The sequence below is a fragment of the Klebsiella grimontii genome (assembly GCF_900200035.1).
GTDB classification, from domain to species: domain Bacteria; phylum Pseudomonadota; class Gammaproteobacteria; order Enterobacterales; family Enterobacteriaceae; genus Klebsiella; species Klebsiella grimontii.
Genome location: NZ_FZTC01000010.1, coordinates 92928 through 117142, shown reverse-complemented (window position 1 = coordinate 117142; position 24215 = coordinate 92928). Strand labels below are relative to the sequence as shown.

The following is a 24215-nucleotide window of genomic DNA, read 5'->3' as shown; positions in this document are numbered from 1 at the left end:
TTCTTATTTTCGGGGCGCCCAGGCGCCCCCTTGCTGTAGCAGGAACGCGATATGAATACCCTTCCCCTCTGGTGGCAAAACGGCGTTATTTATCAAATCTATCCGAAGAGTTTCCAGGACACGACCGGGACCGGAACCGGCGATCTGCGCGGCGTGACCTCCCGCCTCGACTATCTGCAAAAGCTCGGCGTTGACGCCATCTGGCTGACGCCGTTCTACGTCTCGCCGCAGGTGGATAATGGCTACGACGTCGCCAACTATACCGCTATCGACCCAACCTACGGCACGCTGGACGATTTCGACGAACTGGTCGCTCAGGCGCACGCTCGCGGGATCCGCATTGTGCTGGATATGGTGCTGAACCACACTTCGACCGAACACGCGTGGTTCCGCGAAGCGCTCAATAAAGAGAGTCCGTATCGCCAGTTCTATATCTGGCGCGACGGTGAACCCACCACGCCGCCCAACAACTGGCGCTCTAAATTTGGCGGTAACGCCTGGCAGTGGCACGCCGAAAGCGAGCAGTACTATCTGCATCTGTTCGCGGTTGAGCAGGCGGACCTGAATTGGGAAAACCCGGCGGTGCGCGCGGAGCTGAAAAAAGTGTGCGAGTTCTGGGCCGATCGCGGCGTCGACGGCCTGCGCCTCGACGTGGTCAATTTGATCTCCAAAGACCAGACCTTTCCGTCCGATACGGATGGCGACGGCCGCCGCTTCTATACCGACGGCCCGCGAGCGCACGAATTTTTGCAGGAGATGAGCCGCGATGTCTTTACCCCGCGCAACCTGATGACGGTCGGCGAAATGTCCTCCACCACGCTTGCGCATTGCCAGAAGTACGCGGCGCTCGACGGCGGCGAACTGTCGATGACCTTTAACTTCCACCATCTGAAGGTTGACTACCCCGGCGGCGAGAAGTGGACGCTGGCGCGCCCGGATTTTGTGGCCTTGAAATCGCTGTTCAGGCACTGGCAGCAGGGGATGCACAATCGCGCGTGGAACGCGCTGTTCTGGTGTAACCACGACCAGCCGCGCATCGTCTCCCGCTTCGGCGACGAGGGGGAGTACCGCGTCCCGGCGGCGAAAATGCTAGCGATGGTGCTTCACGGTATGCAGGGCACGCCCTATATCTATCAGGGCGAAGAGATCGGCATGACGAATCCGCACTTTACGCGCATTACCGATTATCGCGACGTTGAGAGCCACAACATGTTTATCGAACGCGCGGCGCAGGGTCAGGACCCGGATGAACTTCTGGCGATTCTGGCCAGCAAATCGCGCGATAACAGCCGTACGCCAATGCAGTGGAACAGCGCTGATCACGGCGGTTTTAGCGCAGGCGAGCCGTGGATTGCGCTGTGCGATAACTATCGCGAGATCAACGCCGAAGCGGCGCTGGCGGACCCGGAATCGGTGTTTTATACCTATCAGCAGCTGATTGCGCTGCGCAAGAGCGCGCCGGTGCTGACCTGGGGCGACTATCAGGACCTGCTGCCGGAACATCCGTCGCTGTGGTGCTACCGCCGTCAGTGGCAGGGACAAACGCTGGTCGTCGTGGCGAACCTGAGCCGCGAGTTTCAGCGCTGGCAGCCGGAAGCGATGAGCGGCGAATGGGGGATGCTGATGAGCAACTACGCGGAAGCGGCAAACCGTCCTGCCGCTATGACCCTGCGTCCGTTTGAAGCGGTATGGTGGCTGCAGGAGTAACCCCCTCCCCGGCTTGCGCTACGCTTAGCCGGGCTACCGATTCACAGACGTCTGCGGGCCGGTAGCCCGGACAGGCGCGTCAAGCGCCGCCTCCGGGAATACGCTTTAAATACGCTCCGCCGCAGACAGCGTCGGGCTGGCTTCCGGCTGCGCTGACGCCTGCTCTTCTTTTGCCTTCAGGCGATCCCATACCCGGAAAAACGGATAATAGATCACCAGCGAGATCGCCAGGTTCACCACCTGCAGCACCGCGCCGGAAATATGTCCCCCCGTCGCCAGATAGCCGCTCATAAAAATCGGCGTGGTAAACGGCAGCGCAATCCCCGCCGGCTTCATCACCAGCCCGGTGGCCATCGCGGTATACGAGACAATCACCAACAGGACCGGCGTCAAAATAAACGGCAGGAAGAAGTACGGGTTCATCACCAGCGGAATGCCGAATACCATCGGCTCGCTGATATTGAACAGCGCCCCCGGCGCGGCAATTTTCCCCAGCTGTTTCATCTGCTGGCTACGGCTGCGCAGCAGCATAAAAATCACCAGCCCCAGCAGCGCCCCGGTACCGCCGGGCGCAATCCATAGGTCATAAAACTGCTGGGTGATGATATGCGGGATCGGCAGTCCGTTCTGAAACGCCTCCAGGTTCTCCGACATATTCGACAGCCAGACCGGGCGAATAAACACCAGCACGATGGTGTCGCCGTGCAGCCCCAGGGTCCACAGAATGCCAATCAGGATCACCGAGATAATCATCCCCGGCAGCGAACCGCCGACGTGCGACATCGGAATACCAATCAGCGTGGTGATCATGCTATTGATATCGCCGAACGGCGAGGCTTCGACGATCAGGCGCAGCGCCAGCACCACGGCCAGCACGCAGAAGCCGGGGATCAGGGCAAGAAAGGATTTCGCCACCGCCGGCGGTACGCCGTCCGGCATGCGGATCACCAGATTACGGCTGGCCACCAGGCGGTAGATCTCCGTGGAAAGCAGCGAAATCACAATCGCCACAAACAGTCCCTGGCTGCCAATCATCCCCACCGGCAGCACGCCTTTGACAAGTTGCGCCGCTGAACCATCTGCCGGCGTAAAGAGCGTCACCTGCGGGATCGTCATCACAAACGCCACCAGCGACATCGCCCCGGCGCTAAGCGGGTCCAGGGTGCGATATTTTTCCGCCAGCCGGTAGGCAATGCCGAAGGCCGAGAGCAGCGCCATGATGTCATAGGTCGCTTTGACCGGGTACAGCATTTTGTCGCGCCAGGCATCGCCAAATACGCTGGCCATCATCTCACCGTAGCCGGGAATCGGCAGGTAGGCGAATATCAAGAAAAACGAACCAATCAGCATAAACGGCATATTGAGAATAATGCCGTCGCGTACCGACAGGACATGCTTCTGGCCGCCGATTTTCAGCGCGGCGGGCATGACATAGCGTTCAATAAATGAAGTACGAGACATAATGGTATCCCCGAAGGCGGAAAAGTTTAGTTAAACTGCGTTAGCCAGGGGCGGTTGATGGTTAACACCTCATCAAGCAGCGCCCGGGCATCGGTCACATTCCCGACCAGCGGGTTACTGACCAGCGCCAGCAGCGCGCTATCCCGGCAGCCGTGGACCGCGGCCTCAATCGTCAAGCGCTCGAAGGCTTTCACCTGCTGCGTCAGGCCGTTCATGATCGGCGGCAGCGCGCCAAAGGCCAGCGGTCGCGCGCCCTGCGCGTCAATAAGGCTGTTAATTTCCACCACCGCATCATCATCAAAACCGTGGATCGCGCCGTTGTTGCGGGTATTCACCACCATCTCTTTGCCAAGATTGTTGTAGATGGCGTTAATCAGCTCCACCGCCACTTCGGAGTAGTAAGCCCCGCCGCGCAAGCTAAGCTGTTCGGGCTTTTCATCCAGCTCAGGTCGGGCATAGATATCAAACAGCTCCTGTTCCACCTTCATCACCTGCTCCGCGCGGGTGCCTTTGGTTTTCGCCGCCTCAATCTCTTCCGCCAGCATGGCCGGCGTCAGCCAGAAATAGCGGTGATAGGGACAGGGAATCGCCTTCAGGGCCCGCAGAAACTCCGCCGGCCACGGCAACGATTTAATATTGTTCATCGACAGCGATTGACCGTCGCACAGCATGTCGAGAACCTTACGGGTGACATCCTCCCGCCCCTGCATCACTTTGTGTACCCAGACCATATGATTCAGCCCGGCGAAGCTCAGCCTGACCTCCTCTGCTTTTGCCTCCAGCATGCCGGCGATCGTATGCTGCATGTTGATCGGCACGTTGCACAGGCCGATGATTTTGGCGCTACTGTAGCGGCTCACCGCCTCCGTCACGATCCCCGCCGGATTGGTAAAGTTGAGGATAAAGGCGTCGGGTGCCAGCGCCTCCACTTTGCGCGCGACCTGCAACATCACCGGAATGGTGCGCAGCGCTTTGGCGAATCCGCCGACGCCTGTGGTTTCCTGGCCCAGCAGGTTATATTTCAGCCCCAGCCGCTCATCCGCCGCCCGCGCCGCCAGCTGCCCGACCCGCAGCTGGGTCAGGACGAATTTAGCGCCGCGAATGGCCTCATCCAGGCTGAAATGGACGCTGACCTTAACCTGTTCGAGGCCATGGCGCTTGAGCATACGCTGGGCCAGCGCGGCGATAATCGCCACTTTCTCGCGCCCGGCTTCGACATCGACCAGCGCCAGTTCCGTGACCGGAATCTGCTGATGGCGAAGGATAATGCCTTCGATAAGTTCCGGCGTATAGCTGCTGCCGCCGCCGATGACGGCAATTTTCAATGTTTGCATAGTGGCCTCATTTTTGGCGTACAGATCCCCGCGCAAGGCCGCAGCGGCTTTGCGAAATGAACGCGTTGATGGGAAAGCGTTAGTGGTTCAGCAGAGCGAGCGCTTTATCAAGAACGGCGGCCCCGCGCATCATGCCGTAATCCGCCATATCGATTACCGCAACAGCTTTCCCGTGCGGGGCAGCAAGCTCGGTCAGTCGGGCCGCTTCGTACTTCACCTGTGGCCCCAGTAAAATCACGTCGGCATTCGGCAACTCGCGTTCAAACTCGGCAACGGGCACGGCATAAATCTCCAGCGCCAGCGCGCGCTGCTGCGCCTCGGCTGTCATTTTGTTAACCAGCATGCTGGTGGACATTCCGGCGGCGCAGCACAGGACGATACGTGGCATAATTCCTCCCAATGGGTTTTGCTTGAGCGAGCGCTAAATAGACACCATCGACTATAAGACGAGGTGCCGGTATGGGTGAAGGCTATATGAAAATTTTTTTCACGTACGTGATCGGAGCGTTATTTTTCACCTCTTTACCCCGCCATATAAGCGAAACCGACAATAATCTCAGGCGTTGCGCGTGATTAAGTGGTATAAAAAGCCAGCATTATTTGAAAAATATTTTCAATCAGGCGGTGGCGGAGAAAGAGGCTGAAAGCATGGATATCGTAGGGCAGTTACAGGAAGGCATGGCGCGCTTTAGCGCTCAGGAATCAAGAGTCGCGGCATTTATTCTGCAGAATTTAAGCTTTACCGCCAGCGCTTCGATTGATGAACTGGCGGTGCGCGCTGGCGTGAGCGCAGCCACAATTACCCGCTTTGCCCGCTCCGTCGGCTGCGAAGATATTCGTGATTTGCGCAAGCAGCTGGCGCAGGCCTGCGAACGTCGCACCAGTTGGCTAAACGAGGAGAGCGCCGCGCTGCCCGCCGCGTGGCGCGACAAGTTAAGCCTGATTAGCGCAAATCTGGAGCAGCAGCTGGTCAGCACGCCCGAGTCGACGCTGCAAAAGCTGCGCACGCGCCTGCAAAATGCCCGCGCCGTGCACTGTTTTGCCCTCGGCGCGCAGGATATCGCGCTGGCGACGCTGCTTCAGCACCAGCTGCTCTCCATCGGTATCGTGATGAATCTCTGCCAGGACAGCGCCCTGATGCGGATGATAGCCAGTACCCTCAGCGACGATCATCTCCTGCTGGTGCTGGCAACCGGCGAGGCCGACGCGATTTTGCAGGGCGCCACCCTGCTGGCCCGGGTACAGGAAGCGACGATTTTCGCCCTCACCCCGGCCAACCACGCGTTGAGCAATATGGCCTCCGCGCTATTGCCCCTGCCTGAGAATGCGCAGGCCGCGCGTTACGCCCTGCTACTGCTGGTCGACCTGCTTAACGACGCGCTGCTCGCCTGACGTTATCCCTTTCGGGCCTGAATTTCCTGCGTTCAGGCCCCATTTTTGCTTATTTTATAAGCGGATAAGTTTACATTAAGCGCAAGCGCCCATCATTCCTGCTCTCCTCTTTTTACTTTGTTCTGCATCAATAAAATTGCAAACATCTTTGATGCAAAGCACTACATATAGAACTTAAAATGCGTCCCGGCCCCACATATTGTATTAATAGTCTATTATGTCACCACGCCCATCGTACTCAGGCGGTGATGGGATGTGGATAAAAAGGGCCGGGATCGGAGGGAAACGGCGGCAGCTATAGCGCCTCGTGGCTTCGATTGTCCTTCCGCCTCTGTGGATAACCTGTTCTGTAAAAATTATGGAGTGATCATGACACCGCATGTGATGAAACGCGATGGCTGTAAAGTGCCGTTCAAGTCAGAGCGCATTAATGAAGCAATTCTACGTGCAGCTAAAGCAGCGGGAGTCGATGACGCAGACTATTGCGCCACCGTCGCAGAAGTCGTTAGCCAGCAAATGCAGGGCCGCGCCCAGGTGGATATCAGCGAGATCCAGACCGCCGTTGAGAACCAGCTGATGTCCGGGCCGTACAAGCAGCTGGCGCGCGCCTACATTGAATATCGCCACGACCGCGATAGCCAACGTGAAAAGCGCGGTCGTCTGAACCAGGAAATTCGCGGCCTGGTTGAGCAGACCAACTCGGCGTTACTCAACGAGAACGCCAACAAAGACAGCAAAGTCATCCCTACCCAGCGCGATCTGCTGGCAGGCATCGTCGCCAAGCACTACGCGCGCCAGCACCTGCTGCCGCATGACGTGGTGATGGCCCACGAGCGCGGCGTGATCCACTATCACGATCTCGACTACTCCCCGTTCTTCCCGATGTTCAACTGTATGCTGATCGATCTTAAAGGCATGCTGACCCAGGGATTTAAAATGGGCAACGCCGAGATTGAACCGCCGAAGTCTATCTCTACCGCTACCGCGGTGACGGCGCAGATTATCGCTCAGGTCGCCAGCCATATTTATGGCGGTACGACCATCAACCGCATCGATGAAGTACTGGCGCCGTTTGTTACCGAAAGCTTCAATAAGCACCGTAAAATTGCCGAAGAGTGGCACATCCCTGACGCTGAAGGCTACGCCCGTTCCCGCACCGAGAAAGAGTGCTACGACGCCTTCCAGTCGCTGGAATATGAAGTGAACACCCTGCATACCGCCAACGGTCAGACGCCGTTCGTGACTTTCGGTTTTGGCCTTGGCACCAGCTGGGAATCGCGCCTGATTCAGCAGTCCATTCTGCGCAACCGCATCGCGGGCCTCGGTAAAAACCGCAAAACGGCGGTGTTCCCGAAGCTGGTCTTCGCCATTCGCGACGGCCTGAATCACAAGTTCGGCGATGCGAACTACGACATTAAACAGCTGGCGCTGGAGTGCGCGAGCAAGCGTATGTACCCGGACATCCTCAACTACGATCAGGTCGTGAAGGTGACCGGCTCGTTCAAAACCCCGATGGGCTGCCGCAGCTTCCTCGGCGTGTGGGAAAACGAGGACGGCGAACAGGTGCACGATGGCCGCAATAACCTCGGCGTTATCAGCCTCAACCTGCCGCGCATCGCGCTGGAAGCGAAAGGCGACGAAACCGAGTTCTGGAAACTGCTCGACGAACGCCTGCAGCTGGCGCGTAAAGCGCTGATGACCCGCATCGCCCGCCTGGAAGGGGTAAAGGCTCGCGTGGCGCCGATTCTGTATATGGAAGGGGCCTGCGGCGTGCGTCTGAAAGCGGACGACGACGTTTCGGAGATTTTCAAAAACGGCCGCGCGTCGATTTCGCTGGGCTATATCGGCATCCATGAAACCATCAACGCGCTGTTCGGCAACAAGCATATGTACGATAGCGCTGCGCTGCGTGAGAAAGGCGTCGCCATCGTTCAGCGCCTGCGCGAAGCGGTAGACCAGTGGAAAGACGAGACGGGCTACGGCTTTAGCCTGTACAGCACGCCGAGCGAAAACCTCTGCGACCGCTTCTGCCGTCTGGATACCGCTGAGTTCGGCGTCATTGAAGGCGTGACAGATAAAGGGTATTACACCAACAGCTTCCACCTCGACGTGGAGAAGAAGGTGAACCCGTACGACAAAATCGATTTTGAAGCGCCTTATCCGCCGCTGGCTAACGGGGGCTTTATTTGCTACGGCGAGTACCCGAATATTCAGCACAACCTGAGAGCGCTGGAAGACGTCTGGGATTACAGCTATCAGCACGTACCCTATTACGGGACCAATACGCCAATCGACGAATGCTACGAGTGCGGCTTTACCGGCGAGTTCGAGTGCACCAGCAAAGGGTTCACCTGCCCGAAATGCGGCAACCACGATGCTTCTCGCGTATCGGTAACCCGCCGCGTGTGCGGCTACCTCGGGAGCCCGGACGCGCGTCCGTTCAACGCCGGCAAGCAGGAAGAAGTGAAGCGCCGCGTGAAGCATTTGGGTAACGGGCAGATCGGTTAATTCCGCGCGATTTAGCCCTCTCCCCAACGAGGAGAGGGTACCGACCAGTAGCCGTTTGGCCCCTCAGGAGCCGTTCCCGGATCGCGGCGCAACGCGCTTTTTATCCAGGGCTACCGCCACTATATGTATGGGTTTCCTCAAATCAGTTGGCGTTGTAGCAAGGCGGCAAGCGAGCAAGTCCCGGGGAGCTTACTGTAGTAAGTGACCTGGGCGCACGAGCGCAGCCAACGCCGCTATAGCGTCAAATGAGAAGAGGAAACAATGAATTACCATCAGTACTACCCGGTAGATATCGTTAACGGTCCGGGCACCCGCTGCACCCTATTTGTCTCCGGCTGCGTTCACGAATGCCCCGGCTGCTACAACAAAAGCACCTGGCGGCTAAATTCCGGCATGCCGTTCACCGCCGAGATGACCGACCGCATCATTGCCGACCTCAACGACACGCGCGTTAAGCGCCAGGGGATCACCCTCTCCGGCGGCGACCCGCTGCATCCGCAGAACGTCCCGGAGATCCTTAAACTGGTTCAGCGCGTTCGCGCCGAGTGCCCCGGTAAAGACATCTGGGTATGGACCGGCTACACGCTTTCCGAACTTAACGACGCGCAGATGCAGGTGGTGGATCTCATCAACGTGCTGGTTGATGGCAAATTTGTGCAGGATCTCAAAGACCCGGCGCTAATCTGGCGCGGCAGCAGCAACCAGGTTGTGCACCATTTGCGTTAATACCAGCATGGCGTTCATCAGTTAATTTTCACCAGGCCACCTTTAATCACCAGCATCCCGCCGCCGTCAACGGTCTGGGTGGCACTGGCTTTGCTGGTAAGCGTCGCTCTTGCTTCCTGGCTGATGGTTACGGCTTTCTGGGACAGTGAGGATTTGGCTTCACTGGCGATGCTGGCGGCATCCAGCTTCATGCTGCCTGACGCGCTGGCGTTAAGACCCGCCCCACTCTTTATGTCCAGGGTTTTGCCGCTCTCGAGGGTGAGCGTGCCGCTGACCTTAATCGTCAGATTACCGTCAACATTGAGCGTGTAGTTGCCTTTTACCTTATGCGTCTCATTACCGTCGATAGCGTGTTCCTGATCGCCCTTCACCGTTACGCTGCGTTTATTTTTCACACTCAGGATCTCATCATGGCCAACGATGGTTGTACTGTCGTTCAGCACGGTGACCTGAAAATCCTTCTGCGCCTGCATCGCCAGCAGCTCGGCATCTTTTTTGTCGTCGAAGCGCAGTTCGTTAAAGCCTTGTTCGCTGTGGGTTTTAATGCCCGACTGAGTTTGATTCGCCGGTAGCGCATACGGCAGGGCATTCGCGCCGTTGTACACACAGCCGGTAATGAGCGGCTTATCCGGGTCGCCGTCGATAAAGCTCACGACCACTTCCTGACCAATGCGCGGGATAAACTGCGCGCCGAAGCCGTTACCGCTCCAGGCGGTGGCGACCCGCAGCCAGCAGGAGCCGATCTCATCGTTTTTGCCTTCCCGCTCCCACGGAAACTGCACTTTTACCCGTCCGAGCTTGTCAGTCCAGATTTCTTCTCCATTTTTGCCGACCACCGTTGCGGTTTGCGTAGGCATAAACGGCTTCGGCGTGGCGCACGGTGGGTGATACGGGGTGGCTTTCGGGATAGCGGTAAAACGGTTACGGTAGCGTTCGCCGTCATATTCATGGCTGACGGTGGTGATGAGCCAGTCGATATTGGTTGCTTTGTCGTCATGATCGGCGAGGGTAAACCAGTGCCCTGCCATCAGCGCTGGGCAGTCGCTTTCGCCGATCAGCTGTTTCGGCTGCTCAGATTTATCATTGCCGGGGTGAGCCCCCTGCGCGGTAGCCTGTAAACGCAGCTGCGCCGAACGAATCATTCCGGTTTCCCGCCCGCCGTTCTGAGCCGCCTGATACTTGACTTTTTTCTCGCCGGGAATAGGCGGGCAGGCGCTGTTATCATCCGTCAGCACCAGCGTATGCTTGCCTTCTTTATGGGTGAAGAACCAGAAGATCCCCTCCTGCTCCAGCAGCCGCGAGACAAAATTGAAGTCGCTTTCCTTATATTGCAGACAGTATTCACGCTTCGCCGGTTTGCGTTTCAGCTGGAACTTGTAGTCGGTAAATCCGCCGTCCTTAAACACCTTCTCGACAATTTCTTGCGCGTTGAGATTCTGAAAAACGCGGTTGTTGCTGGAGAGCGTCAGCCACCACAGCCAGGGGCGCAGCACAAACTGATAGCGATCGGCGTTGCTGGTCGCCGGAAGCTGGCGCGCCTCGGCAATCAGCCCGTCATAGTCGGCATTGTTGATCGTTGTTGTTAGATGGGTCGCCAGCACGGTATCAAGGATTAACGGCACGGAGGTGGTTCCTGCGACAGTGGCGGTGGTCAGGCCGTTAAGCTGGGAGTCGGTGCGTGCGGTCGCGGCGGTAAGGCCGGTCAGGGTGAGTTTGATGATGGTGGTTTCGGGCATGGGAAATTCCTTTTCAGCAGCAGCGCTAACGCCGGTCAGCCTGATGATAAACATCATCACCATCGCACCTACCTACGGCAATCGCAGGAACACCAGCCTCCTGATCCTCGACCTGATACCCGGCGCTACGTAGCTTGATTTTATAACGGCATAATTTGCCGCAAAGGCAGGCGGTGCGAAGCTTCCACCCTCAGCTACCTTTCTTATTCATCGCCACATCCCAAACGGAAGAGACGTTGCCTTCTTTCTGACCATCCGATTTCTGAGCGGTGATTTCCCATTTAATTTTGGTAAAGTTCAGCGACATCGTTTCGACCGGTTTGCCGCCGGAACCGCCGCTAACGCTCAGATGTGAGATAACGACGTTCATCATGGTATATACGATAAATGGCAGCATTTTTCCGTTATCATTACGGCACAACGTCAGAACGGCTTCTGTAATCGGTTTCCCGCTACAGCAGTACTCATTGAGCTTTGGCGTCGCGAGATCGACAAACTTGGTCAACGACATTTCACCGACATGCGCCCGTCCTGAGGTACGTTCAGTGTTACTGACGTCATTAGCGATCTGCATCGCCACGTTATGGCTGTAGCTCATGATCTCAAGCTTTTTTCAAATCCTTTGGCCTGACTTTCACCTTCGATATCGTCGAGCTTTAAAAAAATCGCATCCATCTTTTGCTCCTTATCAATCAGCCGGCAACCGGTAGCGGCAGTTCCGCCATCAGCCGAATCGCACCGCTTTTTTTCACATTCCTATTATTTTTACGCACATTGAACTAATACAATGATTTTTATGCTAAGCGTCTTCGCCTATATTCGCCCATTCCTGTTACGAGAATATTCGTAGTGCTAATTCTGTCGCCCCACTATTCAAATAGTATTTTTTCAGGATAACCATAAGCAATATAAAAAACACAACCACAAATAAATATCAATCAAATTCTTTACTGCCAATCACCGAATGATAATTGATAAAAATCAAATTAAAACAATTAATTAACCAAAATCAATTAGATGTAAAACAACCAACAAAATATACATCGATGAAAACCGCTCGCTGATATCAACTCTTTAACAGGTTAAATTATGAATAGTGATATGCATCAAAAAACGCATCTACTTTATTTATTACTTTGGTTATGTAGTATCTGTTCAAACTAATAAACGGGCGCTGAATGTTATAAAAGCGCATCAGTTTATTCCGCGAGTCATCATCCGCCGACTGTGGCGGCAACTGGGGGTATTACCATGAGTTGTCCCGGAGTTTGTACCGGCGCATTATTGCAGTGCTCATTTGGCGTTGCGCCGTCGATGCTGAACGTACTGCTCACCAGCCCCACCCTCGTCAGCAACATGCCGATGGCGAATATTATGGATAACAAACCGTTTGTGAATATTTTGCCGTTCGGGATCTGCAACAGTATCGCCAACCCGACGGTGGCCGCCGCTACCGCCGCAGCGCTTGGGGTATTGACGCCGATGCCCTGTATTCCGACAACGCCCGCGCCGTGGATGCCAGGCTCACCCACGGTGCTGGTGGGGAATATACCCGCCCTCACCGCCCAGTCACAGTTGATGTGCATATGGGGCGGCGTGATTCAGATTCGTTTTCCTGGGCAGATGACGACGGTCGTGGCGTGATGTTGTGAACGGTGACAGATACGGAAAACGTGGCGAAGGGCCAAATCAAAATCGGCTGACGCACTCCATCGCCACCGCTTTAAACTCATCAAAGCTGCGGGTGACGGCCAGGCGGGCCATAGCGCGTTCGCGCAGGAAGGTAACGAAAATATCGTAGATCGCCATCGCTTCTTCATACTCGCTTTTGCTGATGGCAAGCAGGAAGATGATATGCGCGGTTTCATCGCCCCAGGCAATGCCGTGCGGCGCAATCACGGTATAAACCACGGTCTTTTTTGCCAGCAGCCCAAGGGCGTGGGGCAGCGCGATGCCGTCGCCGAGCATGGTGCTGACGATAGCCTCACGCTCCACCACCGAATCATGAAACTCCGCGCCGACAAACCCCTCCCGCTGCAGCTGCTGGCACAGCGTGGCAAACAGCGTCTGCCGATCCATCGGAGCATCAATTACCTGAAAGTGGGCCTCATCAAAATACTTATTCAGCATCCACGGACGCGTGCGGTCCACCAGCACCAGCTTGCCGATTTGGTCGAGCTGATAGTCGGTAGGAAACGGCGCAATGGTCACCACCGGTTTATCTTTCTCGCTGATGCGCACGGTGGAGATGACAAAATCTTCCGCGACTTCTTGCCGCTGTTCATATTCGCGCTGCGAGAGGGTGGCGGCAATTTCCAGCTGCGGATACTTTCGCTGAAGAATAGCTTCAATCATCCGCACCATCGCGTTGCTGGTATCGCACACCAGCAGCACCTGCGGCTGACGCTGGTAGCCGATATTGTAATGGCGCTCCAGCCCGACGCCGATATGCAGCACCAGAAAGCCGATCTCATTTTCGCTGATGGCGTAGGGGGTATATTTTCCCCAGCTGGATACCGCCGCCAGGGTCATGTCCCACGCCATCGGATAGTGCTGCTTGATGTTATCGAGCAGCGGATTGGGGATCATTATCTGGTAGCGCACGCGGGTGATCATGGTCTTAATATGGGTCAGTAAATCCGCATGCAGCTGGGCGTCGTCCAGCAGATTGTAGTTATATTGCTGATTGATATAGCGCAGGATGTAGTTCACCAGCGCTTCGTCGTCGTCGGCGCTGATGGTGCCCGGATCGACGTCCTGCACCTGACGGGCGGCAAGATGGACGCACAGCCACTCCTCTTCCGCCGCGGCAAGCGGTTTACCCGCCAGCTGTTGCAGGGTGCTCGCCAGCTCGCGGGCGGCGTCGCGCACGTTCTGCGCCACATCCTCGGCGCTAAAGTCGGCCAGCGGATACCCTTCGCTCACGCGGCGCACGGCAACCGCGCCGTACAGGCAGACAAAACGTTCTCCCGCGTCAGTCAGGCGCACGTGATGGCGGGTCAACGTCTCCTGCAGCACGCCCGCCAGCAGCGCCGGTACGCTGGCGTCAAACGCCTCTTCGCCGATAAGCGGGTTCAGCGGCCCCTGCTGGCTCAGCTCCCACAGCAGATCGGTCAGGCAAGCGCGAATGGAGACCTCGCTCCCGAACAGCTTCATGCCGTGGCGCGGACGGGTCTCGAGGGTGAGCTGATAACGCTGAAAACGTTCGCGTACGTCAACCATGTCGCCCTGTAAGGTGGCGCGGCTGACGAACCACGCATCGGCCAGGTCCTCCAGCTTGATAGAAAACGCGGAGGTTAAAAAGCGCACCAGCAAAAAGTGGCTGCGATCCGCCGCGGTTCGCGGGATGTGCTGCGCTTTCGGCGCGCTCTCTTCCAGCGTCTGATAGCGCGACGGATCGTGGATCACCAGCTGATAACCGCTGCCGCGAGTGAGGGTGAACTGCGCGCCGTAGTGCTGCAGCAGCGCGTTCAGCGCGGTAATGTCCGCGCGCACCGTGCGTGTAGAAACCGACAGCCGCTGCGCCAGCTCCTCCTGCGGCAGCGTTTCGTTTTGCAACAGAGTAAACAGCTGCGCTAAACGTTGATTGGGAAATCGCATGTCAGTTCCTTTTTCTTACGGCTCAGGGTTGAGCGGATATCACCATCTGTGACGGGCCGCCGACCGGAGTGTAGTCCGGGGAGACCGTCAACCTGCCATCCTTCGGCGCGACGCGGAAACGGGTAATGTTGTCGCTACGCTGGTTCATGACGTACAGCCACTGCCCCTGACTGTCCAGGGTCAGCGTGCGCGGGTAGTCGCCGCGGGTCCAGATATCTTCCTGGTGACTCAGGCTGCCGTCGGCCAGCACCGTAAAGTGGGCGATACTGTTATGCAGCCGGTTGGCGACGTACAGCTGCTTGCCATCGCGGCTCAGGACCAGGCCGGCGGCAAAGCTGGTGCCCTTATACTCTTCAGGCAGCGCCGAGACCGTTTTCCCCTCGCGCAGCAGGCCGCTTTGCTTATCAAGATGATAGAAGGTAAGCGTCGATGCCTCTTCGTTAATCAGCCATAGTCCGTCGCCCTGCGGCGTAAACACAAAGTGGCGCGGCCCGGCGCCGGGAGATGAGGCGTCAATAAACGGCGGATCGTTCGGCGTCAGCTTGCCGCTGGCGTTATCCAGCCGGTACTGATAGATCCGGTCCAGCCCCAGATCGGTGGAGTAAACGAACCTACCGCTGGGATCGGCGGCGACCATATGGGCGTGGGGGCCGTTATGATCGCTAATGGCAAAACTGCCTTCGACGGCCGCCGCCGGGCGTTCCGCACCCGCAGGCCCTTGATCCTGATGTATATCCACCGCTTCGCCCAGGTTACCCTCTTCCTTCACCGGGAGCACCGCGATACTGCCACTGACGTAGTTTGCCACCAGCAGATGGCGGCCATCGGGGGTCAGGGAGAGATAAACCGGCCCGGCGCCGCCGGAAGCGACCTGATTGAGCTCGCTCAATTCGCCGTTGCTGCCGATGCGCCACGCCTGAACCACGCCCTTGTCCACTTCGCTGGCGGCGTACAGGGTTTTGCCATCCGCCGAGACGGCGAGCTGGGCAAGATTAGGCAGCTTAGCAACCAGCGCTTTATCGCGCAGCGCCCCGGTCTGGCTATCAACGGTAAAGCGGTACAGTCCTTCGCCATTGGGGTTGTAGGTGCCGACCCAGGCGTAGTGGGTTTGCGCAGCGGCGCCGGCGGCGAGTAGAGAGAGTGAAGCAACAAGCAGGTGACGAGCGGTTGGCATGGTGGCTCCTTGATGGTTCGCTAAGGGTTTCCCCTCACCCTAACCCTTTCCCCAAAGGGGCGAGGGTACAGTTCGGTATTCTCCCTCACCCTTTGGGAGAGGGCCGGGGTAAGGGGCAACGGCGCTATTTGACTAACTGTTTGGTGATCGAAAGCAGCTGACGCACGTCCGCCGGGCGGGTGTTACCGCTGGCTTTATCAATAATCGAACTGTAGATATGCGGGATAATTTTACTCACGCCGGCGTCCAGCGCGATCTGCAGGATCTCGCCGTAGTTTTCCAGATCGATCCCGCCGGTCGGCTCCAGCCAGAAATCATAACGGGCGCAGGCCTCGGCAACCGCGATAAACTCGTCGCGATGTTTTAACCCGCCCATCGGGAAGTATTTAATCGAGCTGCCGCCCATATCTTTCAGCAACGCAATCGCGGTTTCCAGCGGTACGATGCCGTCCGGCGCGCCGCTGCTGAGCGGGCCGGTGGAGATCTTCACCATCCCCGGCGTACCGGTTGGCGACACCAGGCCGTTGACCACGGTGTCGTTCTGCCCCAGCAGCGCGCGGCTGGTCGCTACGCCGGTAAATACCTGATTAACGTGCTGCGGCTGCACCTGGCGCGAGATTTCGCTGACCATCGCCGACTGGTTCGGGTCGCCGGCTCCCAGCCCCACGGAGAGCGCGTTATCAATCCGCAGCGCGTATTCCCGCATATCGGCCACCGCGCTGGCGACGTCCGGGTAATTTTTGGAGAGCACGCCCACCAGTACATGACCTTCCGCCGCCTCATAAATCTCGCTGGCGTTATCTTTACTGCCCGCCAGCACGTTCAGGCAGACGCGGTCACGGTAAAAATTAGGGGTCAGTTTCATGCGTTTTTCTCCTTGTTCAGAACCTCTGCAATCCGACGGGAGACAATCTCCAGCTGCTGCGCGTTCACGCTGCGGACATCGGCTTCAATAATGCCTTCATTGGCCTTATAGCCGCGGAAGTAGATGGCGTATTCGCCCTGCTTCAGCGCGTTGACCAAATCACCGGTATTGACGCCGGTCACCGCTTCATCAAACTTAATCTCCGCCCGCGCGATATCGCGACCGGCGCTGTCCCAGACCACGCGCGCCGTCACGCCATTAAGCGTATTAAGCTGCTGAATAAACGGCGTCATCTTCGCCACCATCTGCTCACCGCTCTCTTTGCTCGCCGTCAGGTAGTGTTCGATGGCGCAGGTCAGGCCGAGAATCCCCTCTTTGCCCACCTTCATCGCCCGGCCAATGCCGTTCGACTGGCGTTTGACCCACTCAACGTATTGGGTTTTGCCGATCACCAGCCCGCTGGTCGGCCCTTCGATCGCCTTCGCGCCGCTATAAATCACCAGATCCGCGCCGGCGCGATAGTAGGCCTGGAGGTCTTCCTCCGCCGCCGCGTCGACAATCAGCGGCAGATTATGGCGCTGCGCCACCGCGGCCGCCTGCGCCACGTTGAGCATGCTTTTCTGCACGCAGTGGTGGGATTTGATATACAGAATGGCCGCGGTGCGCGGGGTAATCGCCGCCGCCAGCTGCCCGGCGGAACATTCATTGGCGTAACCCGCTTCCACCAGCCTGCCGCCGCCCAGCGCCACCATGGTGCCCACCGGCGCGCCGAAGTTGACGTTATGGCCCTTAGGCAGCACGATTTCGTTGTTTTCGATCGGCGTCACGTGCAGGTTTTCCAGCAGCCAGTCGCTGTCTTTTACCAGCACCGCCGCCACCGACTGGGCGATACCCGCCGAGGCGCAGGAGACGACGGTCGCCCCTTCCACGTCCAGCAGCTTCGCAATATACGCGCCGGTTTTATTGACCAGATCTTTCATCTCGAAGTACTGGTTCATGCCCGCCATCGCGGCTTCCACCACTTCCGGCCGCGGCGTGGAGACGCCGAGAATGGTCATACGACCGGAGGTATTAATAACCTGTTTTAAATCATATTTCTCAAAAATCGAAGGCATTTTCCGCGCTCCCTTGTTCGGTCAGATAGCCCCTGCCCGCGCGAACGGCGGCAAGCGGCTGCAGAATCGTGTCGGTCTGAAGGCTCTCTTTTTCCGCATCCACCAGCACCGTCGGCGTCTGCGCGAGGGTAAACAGCGTGAGATCGGCGTCGTAGCCCACCTCCAGCCGCCCTTTATGAGTCAGACGCAGGCCGTCTGCGGCGTTGGCGGTCACGCAGTCGATGACCTGCGGCAGCGACATCCCGATGGCGAGGAATTTCGACATCACCAGCGCCAGCGAGCGCACCGGGCCGTCGATACGGTTGCGGCAGTAGATATCGGAGCTGATGGTGTGCGGCAGAATGCCCATAGCAATCGCCCGACGCGCCACCTCAAAGCTGAAGCTGGCGGTACCGTGGCCGATATCAAGGCGCACGCCGCGCTGTAGCGCGCGGGTAATCGCGCTTTTCAGCTCGCCGGACGGCGTCAGAATACGATTGGGTTTACCGTTGTAGCAGTGGGTAATGATGTCGCCTGAGGTCAGCAGATCGGCGATTTCATCCAGGTCGGGCGGATTGTTGCCGATATGCACCATCAGCGGCAGGCCGCCGTTTTCCTGCTGCATCGCCTTCGCGCGCGCCAGCGGCGTAATGCCGTTTTCGCCCACCACGCTGCTGCTCATCCGCGCCTTCAGGCCGACGATAAAGTTCGGATAGCGGTTGACCGCCTGCTTCACCGCCTCCGCGTCGATATTCGCCATATTGGCCAGTTCATTCTGGGCAATCAGCCCGACGCGGGAGATGTTAAGCAGGGCATAAACCTCGGTCGCGGCTTCGCGGGTCAGCTGGTAGAAATCATCCACGTCGTCCGCGCCGGTGCTGCCCGCGTCAATCACGGTGGTCACGCCGGTAGCAATCCCCACGCTGTCCGGCTCATCATGGTATATCGGCGAGCTCGGATAGCAGTGAACGTGGGAGTCAATCCAGCCCGCGCTGACGTAACAGCTGCCGTCCAGCGCAATAGTTTTGCGCGCAGGGGCGCTAATCTCGCCAAGCGCCGCGATTTTACCGTCCCGGATGGCGATATCGGTCAGGGTATCGTCGACGAGGCGCGCACGGCGCAGGAGTAAATCAAACATATCTCTCTCCAGTTAACGCGGGCGCCGATGCGCCCGCAGGACTTAACTAATCGCCACCGGGAAAATTGACCCAAGGAGCATCGCGCCAAGGATCGCGCCGCCGGTGATCGGCTTCTGCCAGATGTAGAACAGCAGCGCGCCCGCCAGAGAACCGATGCCGATAGGAATAGAAGCGGCCATGGCGCTGAGAATAATCAACGGCCCGAGGAAGCGGCCGGAGGCGTTACCGGCCCCCATCATGACGTCCGCACCGTAGGTGGAGTCGCTCTGGTTGATGGTGAATTTACGCGCCAGGATGATGATGTAGCCAATGGCGAGGCCAAGCACCAGGCCGGTGGCCAGAGAGGCGGCAAAGTTGGCGACCGGGAAAACAAAGCCCGCGCCGAGCAGCAGCGCCGGAACGCCCAGGCCGACGCCGGTCTGAATCGCTCCGCCGATATCCAGAATCCCCACCAGCGAGCCTTCGATAATACGCGCGAACAGGAAGCTGGCGCCGAACGCCGCCACCGCGCCGTAGGCCCCGGTATCGATCCCCGCTTTCAGCATCGCCACGAAAGCGACTTCGTTAAACGCGCCGATGCCGTAGAGGTAGTACATATGCGTCCCGGCAAAGACGCCGGAGGAGAGCAGGCCAACAAAGATCGGGAACGACCAGTCGGCATACCAAAAACCTTTATTTTGTTCCATGAGAGGCTCCTGTTATTTACCGCTGAGCGAGTTGTGGATCAGTTCCAGCCAGTTCGGCACGGTCAGATGGAAGGATTCAATCATCTTCATGTCGAAACCGCGGAAGAAGCCGCTCAGGACGAACAGCGCGACGATGGCCACCATCATCACTTTAGTGACGCGGTGCCAGCCGCTCTCTTCTACGCCTTTACCAATCAGGATGCCCAGCACCAGGCCCGGTACGGCGTTACCCATAATCAGCTGCGCCGCGCCGCCGAAAATCGTCGCCCAGAAGCCCGATTTTTTACCGGCATCAATCGCCGCCAGCCAGAAGATAACCGGCATCACCGTGTTCACCAGCAGGTTTGCCGCCGGAACCAGGACTTTGACCGCCGTCACCTGCAGCGCTTCCGGTACTGAAGAGGCGGTCAGGTTAAGGAAAGCGACCACGATCATGCCGATAATGCCGCAGGCGATGGCCATCTTTTTCGGATCGTGCAGCGTCTCGCCGACGTTGCGGTTTTTGATCATCAGGGCCGCCGCCCCCCAGTTGGGGATGATGCGGTGGTCAACGTCCTGCGTGAAGGAGCCTGCCGCGACGGAAGAGGCCCAGGCGTTGAAGAAGAAGCCCAGGCCAAAAGAAAAGTGGGAAGCCGGATCGCCTTCACATGAATTCAGCTCGCCCAATGTACGAAACGCCCCCATCCCCTGCGTGGTGGGCGCATGAAACATGCGTGCCGCTCCGGCGCCAACGCCGACGCCGACCAGGCCGCCGATGATGAGCGATTTTATTAAAATTATCAGGAACATAGTCTGACCCTTTGGTGAAAATCAGGTTTGCGTGACGAAATCCACTTTATCGAGATTAATGGCGGTCACGGTGACGGTGACCTTCAGCTCCACGCTGTAGCTCCGTCGCTCGCGGCGCAGAAAGAAGAATAAAAACGCCTCTTTCCGTACCGCTTCACGCGCATGAACAACCTCCACATCCTGTGGTTCAATACGCAGTAGAATGTGCGGCGACGTTTTCATCACCGCCGCCTGAACATGGTTCAGCGCATCGGCGAAAGCGCGCGCTTTGCTCTCGCCTTTGCCGGTAACGCTCACCGTGGTGGTGAATTGCTCTTTCATGCTCACGCGCCGTACTTCTTCTTCCAGGCCTCAACCAGGCGTTCGCCCAGCTCTTCTTTATCCATAAAGCCGAAGCCCAGAACGTTGTAGCCTTCGTTGATCGCGGTGACGCCTTCATCAACGGAACGCATGCCATATTTTGCTTTGTAGCCGTGCTTATTCTGCGCGGTGATCGCCCCTGCGCCGCCGCTGCCGCAGAAAGAGATACCGAAGGTGGCGTTTTCGGCTTTCATCATGTCGCCCAGCTTCATATCCGCGGCAACGCCCGGGACGACAACGGCGCGAGCGCCGGCTTTTTCCGCACCTGCGGCAACTTTTTGTCCTTTACCCAGGCGATCGCCAATAACAACGGTGATTTGTTCCATTTGAGTGCTCCTTACAGGTTATCTTTCGCGACTTCGAAGTGGACAGACAGCAGCCAGGCTTCTTCATCTGGCAGATTGCCGAACTGTGCGACCACTTCGCGGGCCAGCATCATTGAATCTTCCGAGATCTCTTCGAACAGGCTGGCATCCACTTCCGGCAGCGGCTCGCCGCTGATTGAGCGATGGGCCATCGCCCGAACGTGGGAGGTCAGCATTTGCTCCTGCACGTCGTTGGGGACGATGTTGCGGCGGCTTAATAGCGCGAAAACCTGCTGCAGCATCTTATCGGCCAGCTGCTCGGTTAGCGTGGCCTGCTCCTCTGGGACGTGTGTTACCGCTCCGTTATTCACTTGAATTACCCCGTTGATGTCTCTGGAGATAACACTAATGCCGGGGAGAAAGAGTTTGTAGCGAGTTGTTTTCCACTTCGAAGTGGAAAGAACGGCGGCAGGTGTGATTCATTTCACATAACCACAAAGAATGTGTTCACTTAACAAAATTCGCGTGATGAATATCACAAAAACGCCAGCGATGCTGAAACGGAACCCGCTGAGTAGAAAAGAGAAAAATGTGATGAAGGTAGTTTTTTACGTCAGCTTACCCACCTGCAAGGGCCTGCGGAACGGTTTGGGGTTTGGGGTTTGGGGTTTGGGGTTTGGGAGTATTTTTCAGTTTGCCATGCCGGGCGAGGCGTCAGCCGCCGCCCGGCAGAAATACCTAAAATCTAAAAACGATTAACGATACTTCTTGTGATAGGCGTTGCGGGTGGTTTTAAACTCTTCCGCGGCGGCCTGGGCCTCTTTAACTTTACCTTCATCGGCCAGCTTCAGCGCGCCGTCGATCTGGCCGATCAGCACATCAAAACCGTGACGATAATCTTTCATTTCCACGCTGTCCGCCGCTTTACCTTCCAGCTTCGGCGGCGTCTCTTTCTGGGCATCCACCGCCGCCGTACGCATCTTATTCAGCGCCGCTTTCAGCTCGCCGGCGTCGGAGGTTTTCTGCACCACTTGCAGGTTCTCGGCAAGGGTATCCATGTCTTCGCCCAGATCGGCGAAGGCCGATGCCGAACCGAGCGCAAAAGCCGATACGGCCAGCATCGCTAACAGTTTTTTACGCATTGCTCACTTCCTTTTTTATTATTTAGCACACAGGTTTTATTGCCCGGCGATTTTCATCTCCGGCAGCAGCACGGAACCGCACTGAATGTTGCTGCGCGTTTCGATATCGTCGCCGATGGTCACGATATTACGCCACATATCTTTCAGATTTCCTGCAATGGTTATCTCACTGACCGGATACTGAATTTCGCCATTCTCTACCCAGAAGCCGGATGCGCCGCGTGAGTAGTCGCCGGTGACGCCGCTTACACCCTGCCCCATCAGTTCCGTTACGACAAGACCGGTTCCCATCTCTTTAAGCAACTTTGCAAAACTGAGGCCGCGGCCGTTGATCCGCCAGTTGTGAATACCGCCCGCGTGGCCGGTGCTCTTCAGCCCCAGCTTGCGCGCCGAGTAATTGGTCAGCAGCCATTGGGTCAGCACGCCGTCTTTAATGATATCGCGGCGTTCCGTACGGACGCCTTCGCTATCAAACGGGGTGGAAGCCAGTCCTTTCAGCAGGTGCGGATGCTCTTCAATGGTCAGCCACTCCGGCAGGATCTGGCTACCCAGCGCATCAAGCAGGAAGGTGGATTTACGATAAACCGACCCGCCGGCGATCGCTCCGACCAGATGCCCGAACAGACCGGTAGCGACTTCGTTGGCGAAAATCACCGGCGCTTTCATCGTCGATAGCTTACGCGGGGCCAGGCGCGACAGGGTACGGCGGGCGCACTCCTCGCCAACCCACTCCGGCGATTGCAGATCGTCTATCGCCCGCCCGATGGTGTAAGCGTAATCGCGCTCCATATCGCCATTCTCTTCGGCAATCACGCAGCTGGAGAGCGAATGGCGGGTCGAACAGTAGCTCTGCAGCATACCGTGGCTGTTGCCGAAGACTTTAATGCCGTAGTGGCTGTTAAAGCTGCCGCCTTCAGTATTGCTGATGCGCTTATCGGCTTTCAGCGCCGCCTGTTCAGCGCGGGAGGCCAGCTCAATGGCTTCGTCCGGCGACACTTCCGCCGGATGGAACAGGTCAAGATCCGGGGCCTCAAAGGCCAGCAGCTCTTTATCCGCCACGCCCGCGCACGGGTCCGGCGAGGTGTAGCGGGCAATATCCAGCGCCGCCTGCACCGTGCGGGCGATAGCCTGCGGGCTAAGATCGGTCGAAGACGCGCTGCCTTTACGGTTTTGGTGATAAACGGTGATGCCCAGGGCGCCATCGCTATTGAATTCTACGTTCTCCACTTCGCCGTAGCGGGTACTAACGCCGATACCGGTAGTTTTGCTGACGGAGACTTCCGCGCCGTCGGATTTGCCTGCCGCCAGTTCCAGCGCCGTGGTCACGGCCTCTTCCAGCGTCTTACGCTGTTGTGCAACTTGAGAGATGACTTTCATCGCTAATGCCATAATGTAAGAAGGAGTTAACTGAAGTCTAACAGAGAACCGTTTTTCAGTGCGCGCCTTAACTGGTAACATTAGTCTCTTTTTTAAGGAGCCTGAGATGACAAAGCAGCCCGAAGACTGGCTCGACGACGTCCCTGGTGATGACGTCGAAGATGAAGACGATGAAATTATCTGGGTCAGTAAAAGTGAAATTAAGCGCGACGCCGAAGAACTGAAGCGTCTTGGCGCGGAAATGGTCGAGCTGGGTAAAAACGCGCTCGATAAAATCCCGCTGGATACCGACCTGCGCGACGCGATTGAACTCGCCCAGCGTATCAAGAAAGAAGGCCGCCGCCGCCAGATGCAGCTGATTGGTAAAATGCTGCGTAGCCGCGACGTCGAGCCGATTCGTCAGGCGCTGGACAAGCTGAAGAACCGCCACAACCAGCAGGTTGCGCTGTTCCATAAGCTTGAGCAGATCCGCGATCGTCTGATTGATAATGGTGATGAAGCCGTGGCTGAAGTGCTGAACCTGTGGCCTGACGCCGATCGTCAGCAGCTGCGTTCGCTTATCCGCAACGCCAAAAAAGAGAAAGAAGGCAACAAGCCGCCGAAGTCCGCGCGTCTTATCTTCCAGTATCTGCGAGAACTGGCCGAAAGCGAAGGCTAATTCTGAACGACTCCCCCGGATTACGGCCCGTGCCCAATCCGGGCGACCCCCCCACCTCCTCTTACAAATCACATGGTCGATAGCCCGTCGCCGTTGTCATGGCTTTAAATCGGTTGTAATTTTTCATTTTAATTCCATTTGGCGTTTATATTTAACTTTTAT

The 24215-nt window shown here is 57.4% G+C and carries 24 protein-coding genes and 1 pseudogene; 8 read left to right on the top strand and 17 right to left on the bottom strand.

Going from position 1 to position 24215, the window contains the following annotated elements; translation table 11 throughout:
- The first annotated feature begins 51 nt into the window (after nt 1-51).
- Entirely contained in the window at nt 52-1707 is a 1656-nt protein-coding gene (gene treC / locus KOSB73_RS03980; RefSeq protein WP_049131479.1) for an alpha,alpha-phosphotrehalase, read from the top strand.
- Nucleotides 1708-1812: 105 nt separating this feature from the next.
- On the opposite strand, the gene celB is transcribed toward treC, so the two are convergent.
- From celB to KOSB73_RS03965, 3 genes are all read right to left on the bottom strand, one after another.
- A complete protein-coding gene (gene celB / locus KOSB73_RS03975) occupies nt 1813-3168 on the bottom strand; it encodes a PTS cellobiose transporter subunit IIC (protein WP_004137207.1) in 1356 nt (451 codons plus the stop codon).
- A 26-nt stretch (nt 3169-3194) separates the two neighbouring features.
- A complete protein-coding gene (locus KOSB73_RS03970; RefSeq protein ID WP_024360513.1) occupies nt 3195-4502 on the bottom strand; it encodes a 6-phospho-beta-glucosidase in 1308 nt (435 codons plus the stop codon).
- 79 nt (nt 4503-4581) lie between these two features.
- Nucleotides 4582-4890, bottom strand: coding sequence for a PTS sugar transporter subunit IIB (locus tag KOSB73_RS03965; RefSeq protein WP_004137208.1), 309 nt, complete (start codon nt 4888-4890; stop codon nt 4582-4584).
- Between the two features lie 260 nt (nt 4891-5150).
- On the opposite strand from KOSB73_RS03965, the gene KOSB73_RS03960 reads away from it, so the two are divergent.
- The 3 genes from KOSB73_RS03960 to nrdG all read left to right on the top strand — a co-directional run bounded on the left by KOSB73_RS03960 (nt 5151) and on the right by nrdG (nt 9128).
- Nucleotides 5151-5894: a MurR/RpiR family transcriptional regulator gene (locus KOSB73_RS03960; protein WP_024360515.1), complete on the top strand. Its 744-nt coding sequence runs from the start codon at nt 5151-5153 to the stop codon at nt 5892-5894.
- A 369-nt stretch (nt 5895-6263) separates the two neighbouring features.
- Complete coding sequence (gene nrdD / locus KOSB73_RS03955; RefSeq protein WP_004128226.1) at nt 6264-8402, top strand: anaerobic ribonucleoside-triphosphate reductase; 2139 nt, start codon at nt 6264-6266, stop codon at nt 8400-8402.
- A 261-nt stretch (nt 8403-8663) separates the two neighbouring features.
- Entirely contained in the window at nt 8664-9128 is a 465-nt protein-coding gene (gene nrdG, locus KOSB73_RS03950) for an anaerobic ribonucleoside-triphosphate reductase-activating protein (protein ID WP_024360517.1), read from the top strand.
- Nucleotides 9129-9145: 17 nt separating this feature from the next.
- Here nrdG and KOSB73_RS03945 read toward each other — a convergent pair whose 3' ends face one another.
- Entirely contained in the window at nt 9146-10864 is a 1719-nt protein-coding gene (locus tag KOSB73_RS03945; RefSeq protein WP_098140259.1) for a type VI secretion system Vgr family protein, read from the bottom strand.
- On the opposite strand from KOSB73_RS03945, the gene KOSB73_RS31305 reads away from it, so the two are divergent.
- The gene (locus KOSB73_RS31305) at nt 10863-10997 is read left to right on the top strand and encodes a hypothetical protein (RefSeq protein ID WP_255256995.1); all 135 of its coding nucleotides are present in this window, start codon (nt 10863-10865) and stop codon (nt 10995-10997) included. The two genes, KOSB73_RS03945 and KOSB73_RS31305, sit on opposite strands and share 2 nt — an antisense overlap.
- 57 nt (nt 10998-11054) lie before the next feature.
- Here KOSB73_RS31305 and KOSB73_RS03935 read toward each other — a convergent pair.
- A pseudogene (locus KOSB73_RS03935) lies at nt 11055-11539 on the bottom strand (Hcp family type VI secretion system effector).
- Nucleotides 11540-12115: 576 nt separating this feature from the next.
- Between KOSB73_RS03935 and KOSB73_RS03930 the strand changes: the two are divergent.
- Nucleotides 12116-12508 (top strand): DUF4280 domain-containing protein, encoded by a 393-nt coding sequence (locus KOSB73_RS03930; RefSeq protein WP_064342101.1) that lies wholly within the window; start codon nt 12116-12118, stop codon nt 12506-12508.
- A gap of 45 nt (nt 12509-12553) precedes the next feature.
- Here KOSB73_RS03930 and KOSB73_RS03925 read toward each other — a convergent pair whose 3' ends face one another.
- The 10 genes from KOSB73_RS03925 to KOSB73_RS03880 all read right to left on the bottom strand — a co-directional run bounded on the left by KOSB73_RS03925 (nt 12554) and on the right by KOSB73_RS03880 (nt 21247).
- The gene (locus KOSB73_RS03925; RefSeq protein ID WP_004137216.1) at nt 12554-14464 is read right to left on the bottom strand and encodes a BglG family transcription antiterminator; all 1911 of its coding nucleotides are present in this window, start codon (nt 14462-14464) and stop codon (nt 12554-12556) included.
- A gap of 22 nt (nt 14465-14486) precedes the next feature.
- On the bottom strand, nt 14487-15638 hold the full coding sequence (locus KOSB73_RS03920) for a lactonase family protein (protein ID WP_098140253.1): 1152 nt from the start codon (nt 15636-15638) through the stop codon (nt 14487-14489).
- 124 nt (nt 15639-15762) lie between these two features.
- Nucleotides 15763-16503 (bottom strand): 2-dehydro-3-deoxy-phosphogluconate aldolase, encoded by a 741-nt coding sequence (gene dagF / locus KOSB73_RS03915; protein WP_004137220.1) that lies wholly within the window; start codon nt 16501-16503, stop codon nt 15763-15765.
- A complete protein-coding gene (locus KOSB73_RS03910) occupies nt 16500-17618 on the bottom strand; it encodes a DgaE family pyridoxal phosphate-dependent ammonia lyase (RefSeq protein ID WP_024360521.1) in 1119 nt (372 codons plus the stop codon). The genes dagF and KOSB73_RS03910 overlap by 4 nt, the downstream gene beginning before the upstream one ends.
- Nucleotides 17602-18735, bottom strand: coding sequence for an amidohydrolase/deacetylase family metallohydrolase (locus tag KOSB73_RS03905; protein WP_098140252.1), 1134 nt, complete (start codon nt 18733-18735; stop codon nt 17602-17604). Before KOSB73_RS03905 ends, KOSB73_RS03910 begins: the two co-directional genes overlap by 17 nt.
- A gap of 42 nt (nt 18736-18777) precedes the next feature.
- Nucleotides 18778-19422, bottom strand: coding sequence for a DUF4310 family protein (locus KOSB73_RS03900; protein WP_004128208.1), 645 nt, complete (start codon nt 19420-19422; stop codon nt 18778-18780).
- A gap of 12 nt (nt 19423-19434) precedes the next feature.
- Entirely contained in the window at nt 19435-20211 is a 777-nt protein-coding gene (locus KOSB73_RS03895) for a DUF4311 domain-containing protein (RefSeq protein ID WP_004098075.1), read from the bottom strand.
- A 21-nt stretch (nt 20212-20232) separates the two neighbouring features.
- Complete coding sequence (locus tag KOSB73_RS03890) at nt 20233-20532, bottom strand: DUF4312 family protein (RefSeq protein WP_024360524.1); 300 nt, start codon at nt 20530-20532, stop codon at nt 20233-20235.
- A gap of 2 nt (nt 20533-20534) precedes the next feature.
- On the bottom strand, nt 20535-20897 hold the full coding sequence (locus KOSB73_RS03885; RefSeq protein WP_004098072.1) for an SFCGS family glycine-rich protein: 363 nt from the start codon (nt 20895-20897) through the stop codon (nt 20535-20537).
- Nucleotides 20898-20908: 11 nt separating this feature from the next.
- Nucleotides 20909-21247 carry a PRD domain-containing protein gene (locus KOSB73_RS03880; RefSeq protein ID WP_004098070.1) on the bottom strand — a complete coding sequence of 113 codons (339 nt, stop codon included), beginning with the start codon at nt 21245-21247 and terminating at the stop codon, nt 20909-20911.
- Nucleotides 21248-21404: 157 nt separating this feature from the next.
- Here KOSB73_RS03880 and KOSB73_RS03875 point away from each other — a divergent pair, with 157 nt between their 5' ends.
- Nucleotides 21405-21635, top strand: a complete 231-nt coding sequence (locus tag KOSB73_RS03875; protein ID WP_133116561.1) for a hypothetical protein — start codon at nt 21405-21407, stop codon at nt 21633-21635.
- Here the strand turns inward: KOSB73_RS03875 and cybC are convergent.
- Nucleotides 21632-22018, bottom strand: a complete 387-nt coding sequence (cybC, locus tag KOSB73_RS03870; RefSeq protein ID WP_049089954.1) for a cytochrome b562 — start codon at nt 22016-22018, stop codon at nt 21632-21634. The two genes, KOSB73_RS03875 and cybC, sit on opposite strands and share 4 nt — an antisense overlap.
- 36 nt (nt 22019-22054) lie before the next feature.
- Nucleotides 22055-23407, bottom strand: coding sequence for a metalloprotease PmbA (gene pmbA / locus KOSB73_RS03865; protein WP_004128199.1), 1353 nt, complete (start codon nt 23405-23407; stop codon nt 22055-22057).
- A gap of 94 nt (nt 23408-23501) precedes the next feature.
- Between pmbA and yjgA the strand changes: the two genes are divergently transcribed.
- Nucleotides 23502-24053, top strand: coding sequence for a ribosome biogenesis factor YjgA (gene yjgA / locus KOSB73_RS03860; RefSeq protein WP_004128196.1), 552 nt, complete (start codon nt 23502-23504; stop codon nt 24051-24053).
- Nucleotides 24054-24215: the final 162 nt, after the last annotated feature.

What these genes read in the sequence shown, in the direction of transcription:
- KOSB73_RS31305 (WP_255256995.1), top strand. Translation starts at nt 10,863, where the DNA reads ATGGGAAATTCCTTTTCAGCAGCAGCGCTAACGCCGGTCAGCCTGATG.
- KOSB73_RS03875 (WP_133116561.1), top strand. Translation starts at nt 21,405, where the DNA reads ATGAATATCACAAAAACGCCAGCGATGCTGAAACGGAACCCGCTGAGT.
- KOSB73_RS03910 (WP_024360521.1), bottom strand. Translation starts at nt 17,618, where the DNA reads ATGCCTTCGATTTTTGAGAAATATGATTTAAAACAGGTTATTAATACC.
- KOSB73_RS03925 (WP_004137216.1), bottom strand. Translation starts at nt 14,464, where the DNA reads ATGCGATTTCCCAATCAACGTTTAGCGCAGCTGTTTACTCTGTTGCAA.
- dagF (WP_004137220.1), bottom strand. Translation starts at nt 16,503, where the DNA reads ATGAAACTGACCCCTAATTTTTACCGTGACCGCGTCTGCCTGAACGTG.
- KOSB73_RS03930 (WP_064342101.1), top strand. Translation starts at nt 12,116, where the DNA reads ATGAGTTGTCCCGGAGTTTGTACCGGCGCATTATTGCAGTGCTCATTT.
- KOSB73_RS03900 (WP_004128208.1), bottom strand. Translation starts at nt 19,422, where the DNA reads ATGGAACAAAATAAAGGTTTTTGGTATGCCGACTGGTCGTTCCCGATC.
- KOSB73_RS03885 (WP_004098072.1), bottom strand. Translation starts at nt 20,897, where the DNA reads ATGGAACAAATCACCGTTGTTATTGGCGATCGCCTGGGTAAAGGACAA.
- nrdD (WP_004128226.1), top strand. Translation starts at nt 6,264, where the DNA reads ATGACACCGCATGTGATGAAACGCGATGGCTGTAAAGTGCCGTTCAAG.
- nrdG (WP_024360517.1), top strand. Translation starts at nt 8,664, where the DNA reads ATGAATTACCATCAGTACTACCCGGTAGATATCGTTAACGGTCCGGGC.
- KOSB73_RS03970 (WP_024360513.1), bottom strand. Translation starts at nt 4,502, where the DNA reads ATGCAAACATTGAAAATTGCCGTCATCGGCGGCGGCAGCAGCTATACG.
- cybC (WP_049089954.1), bottom strand. Translation starts at nt 22,018, where the DNA reads ATGCGTAAAAAACTGTTAGCGATGCTGGCCGTATCGGCTTTTGCGCTC.
- KOSB73_RS03965 (WP_004137208.1), bottom strand. Translation starts at nt 4,890, where the DNA reads ATGCCACGTATCGTCCTGTGCTGCGCCGCCGGAATGTCCACCAGCATG.
- KOSB73_RS03905 (WP_098140252.1), bottom strand. Translation starts at nt 18,735, where the DNA reads ATGTTTGATTTACTCCTGCGCCGTGCGCGCCTCGTCGACGATACCCTG.
- pmbA (WP_004128199.1), bottom strand. Translation starts at nt 23,407, where the DNA reads ATGGCATTAGCGATGAAAGTCATCTCTCAAGTTGCACAACAGCGTAAG.
- KOSB73_RS03920 (WP_098140253.1), bottom strand. Translation starts at nt 15,638, where the DNA reads ATGCCAACCGCTCGTCACCTGCTTGTTGCTTCACTCTCTCTACTCGCC.
- treC (WP_049131479.1), top strand. Translation starts at nt 52, where the DNA reads ATGAATACCCTTCCCCTCTGGTGGCAAAACGGCGTTATTTATCAAATC.
- KOSB73_RS03945 (WP_098140259.1), bottom strand. Translation starts at nt 10,864, where the DNA reads ATGCCCGAAACCACCATCATCAAACTCACCCTGACCGGCCTTACCGCC.
- yjgA (WP_004128196.1), top strand. Translation starts at nt 23,502, where the DNA reads ATGACAAAGCAGCCCGAAGACTGGCTCGACGACGTCCCTGGTGATGAC.
- KOSB73_RS03890 (WP_024360524.1), bottom strand. Translation starts at nt 20,532, where the DNA reads ATGAAAGAGCAATTCACCACCACGGTGAGCGTTACCGGCAAAGGCGAG.
- celB (WP_004137207.1), bottom strand. Translation starts at nt 3,168, where the DNA reads ATGTCTCGTACTTCATTTATTGAACGCTATGTCATGCCCGCCGCGCTG.
- KOSB73_RS03895 (WP_004098075.1), bottom strand. Translation starts at nt 20,211, where the DNA reads ATGTTCCTGATAATTTTAATAAAATCGCTCATCATCGGCGGCCTGGTC.
- KOSB73_RS03960 (WP_024360515.1), top strand. Translation starts at nt 5,151, where the DNA reads ATGGATATCGTAGGGCAGTTACAGGAAGGCATGGCGCGCTTTAGCGCT.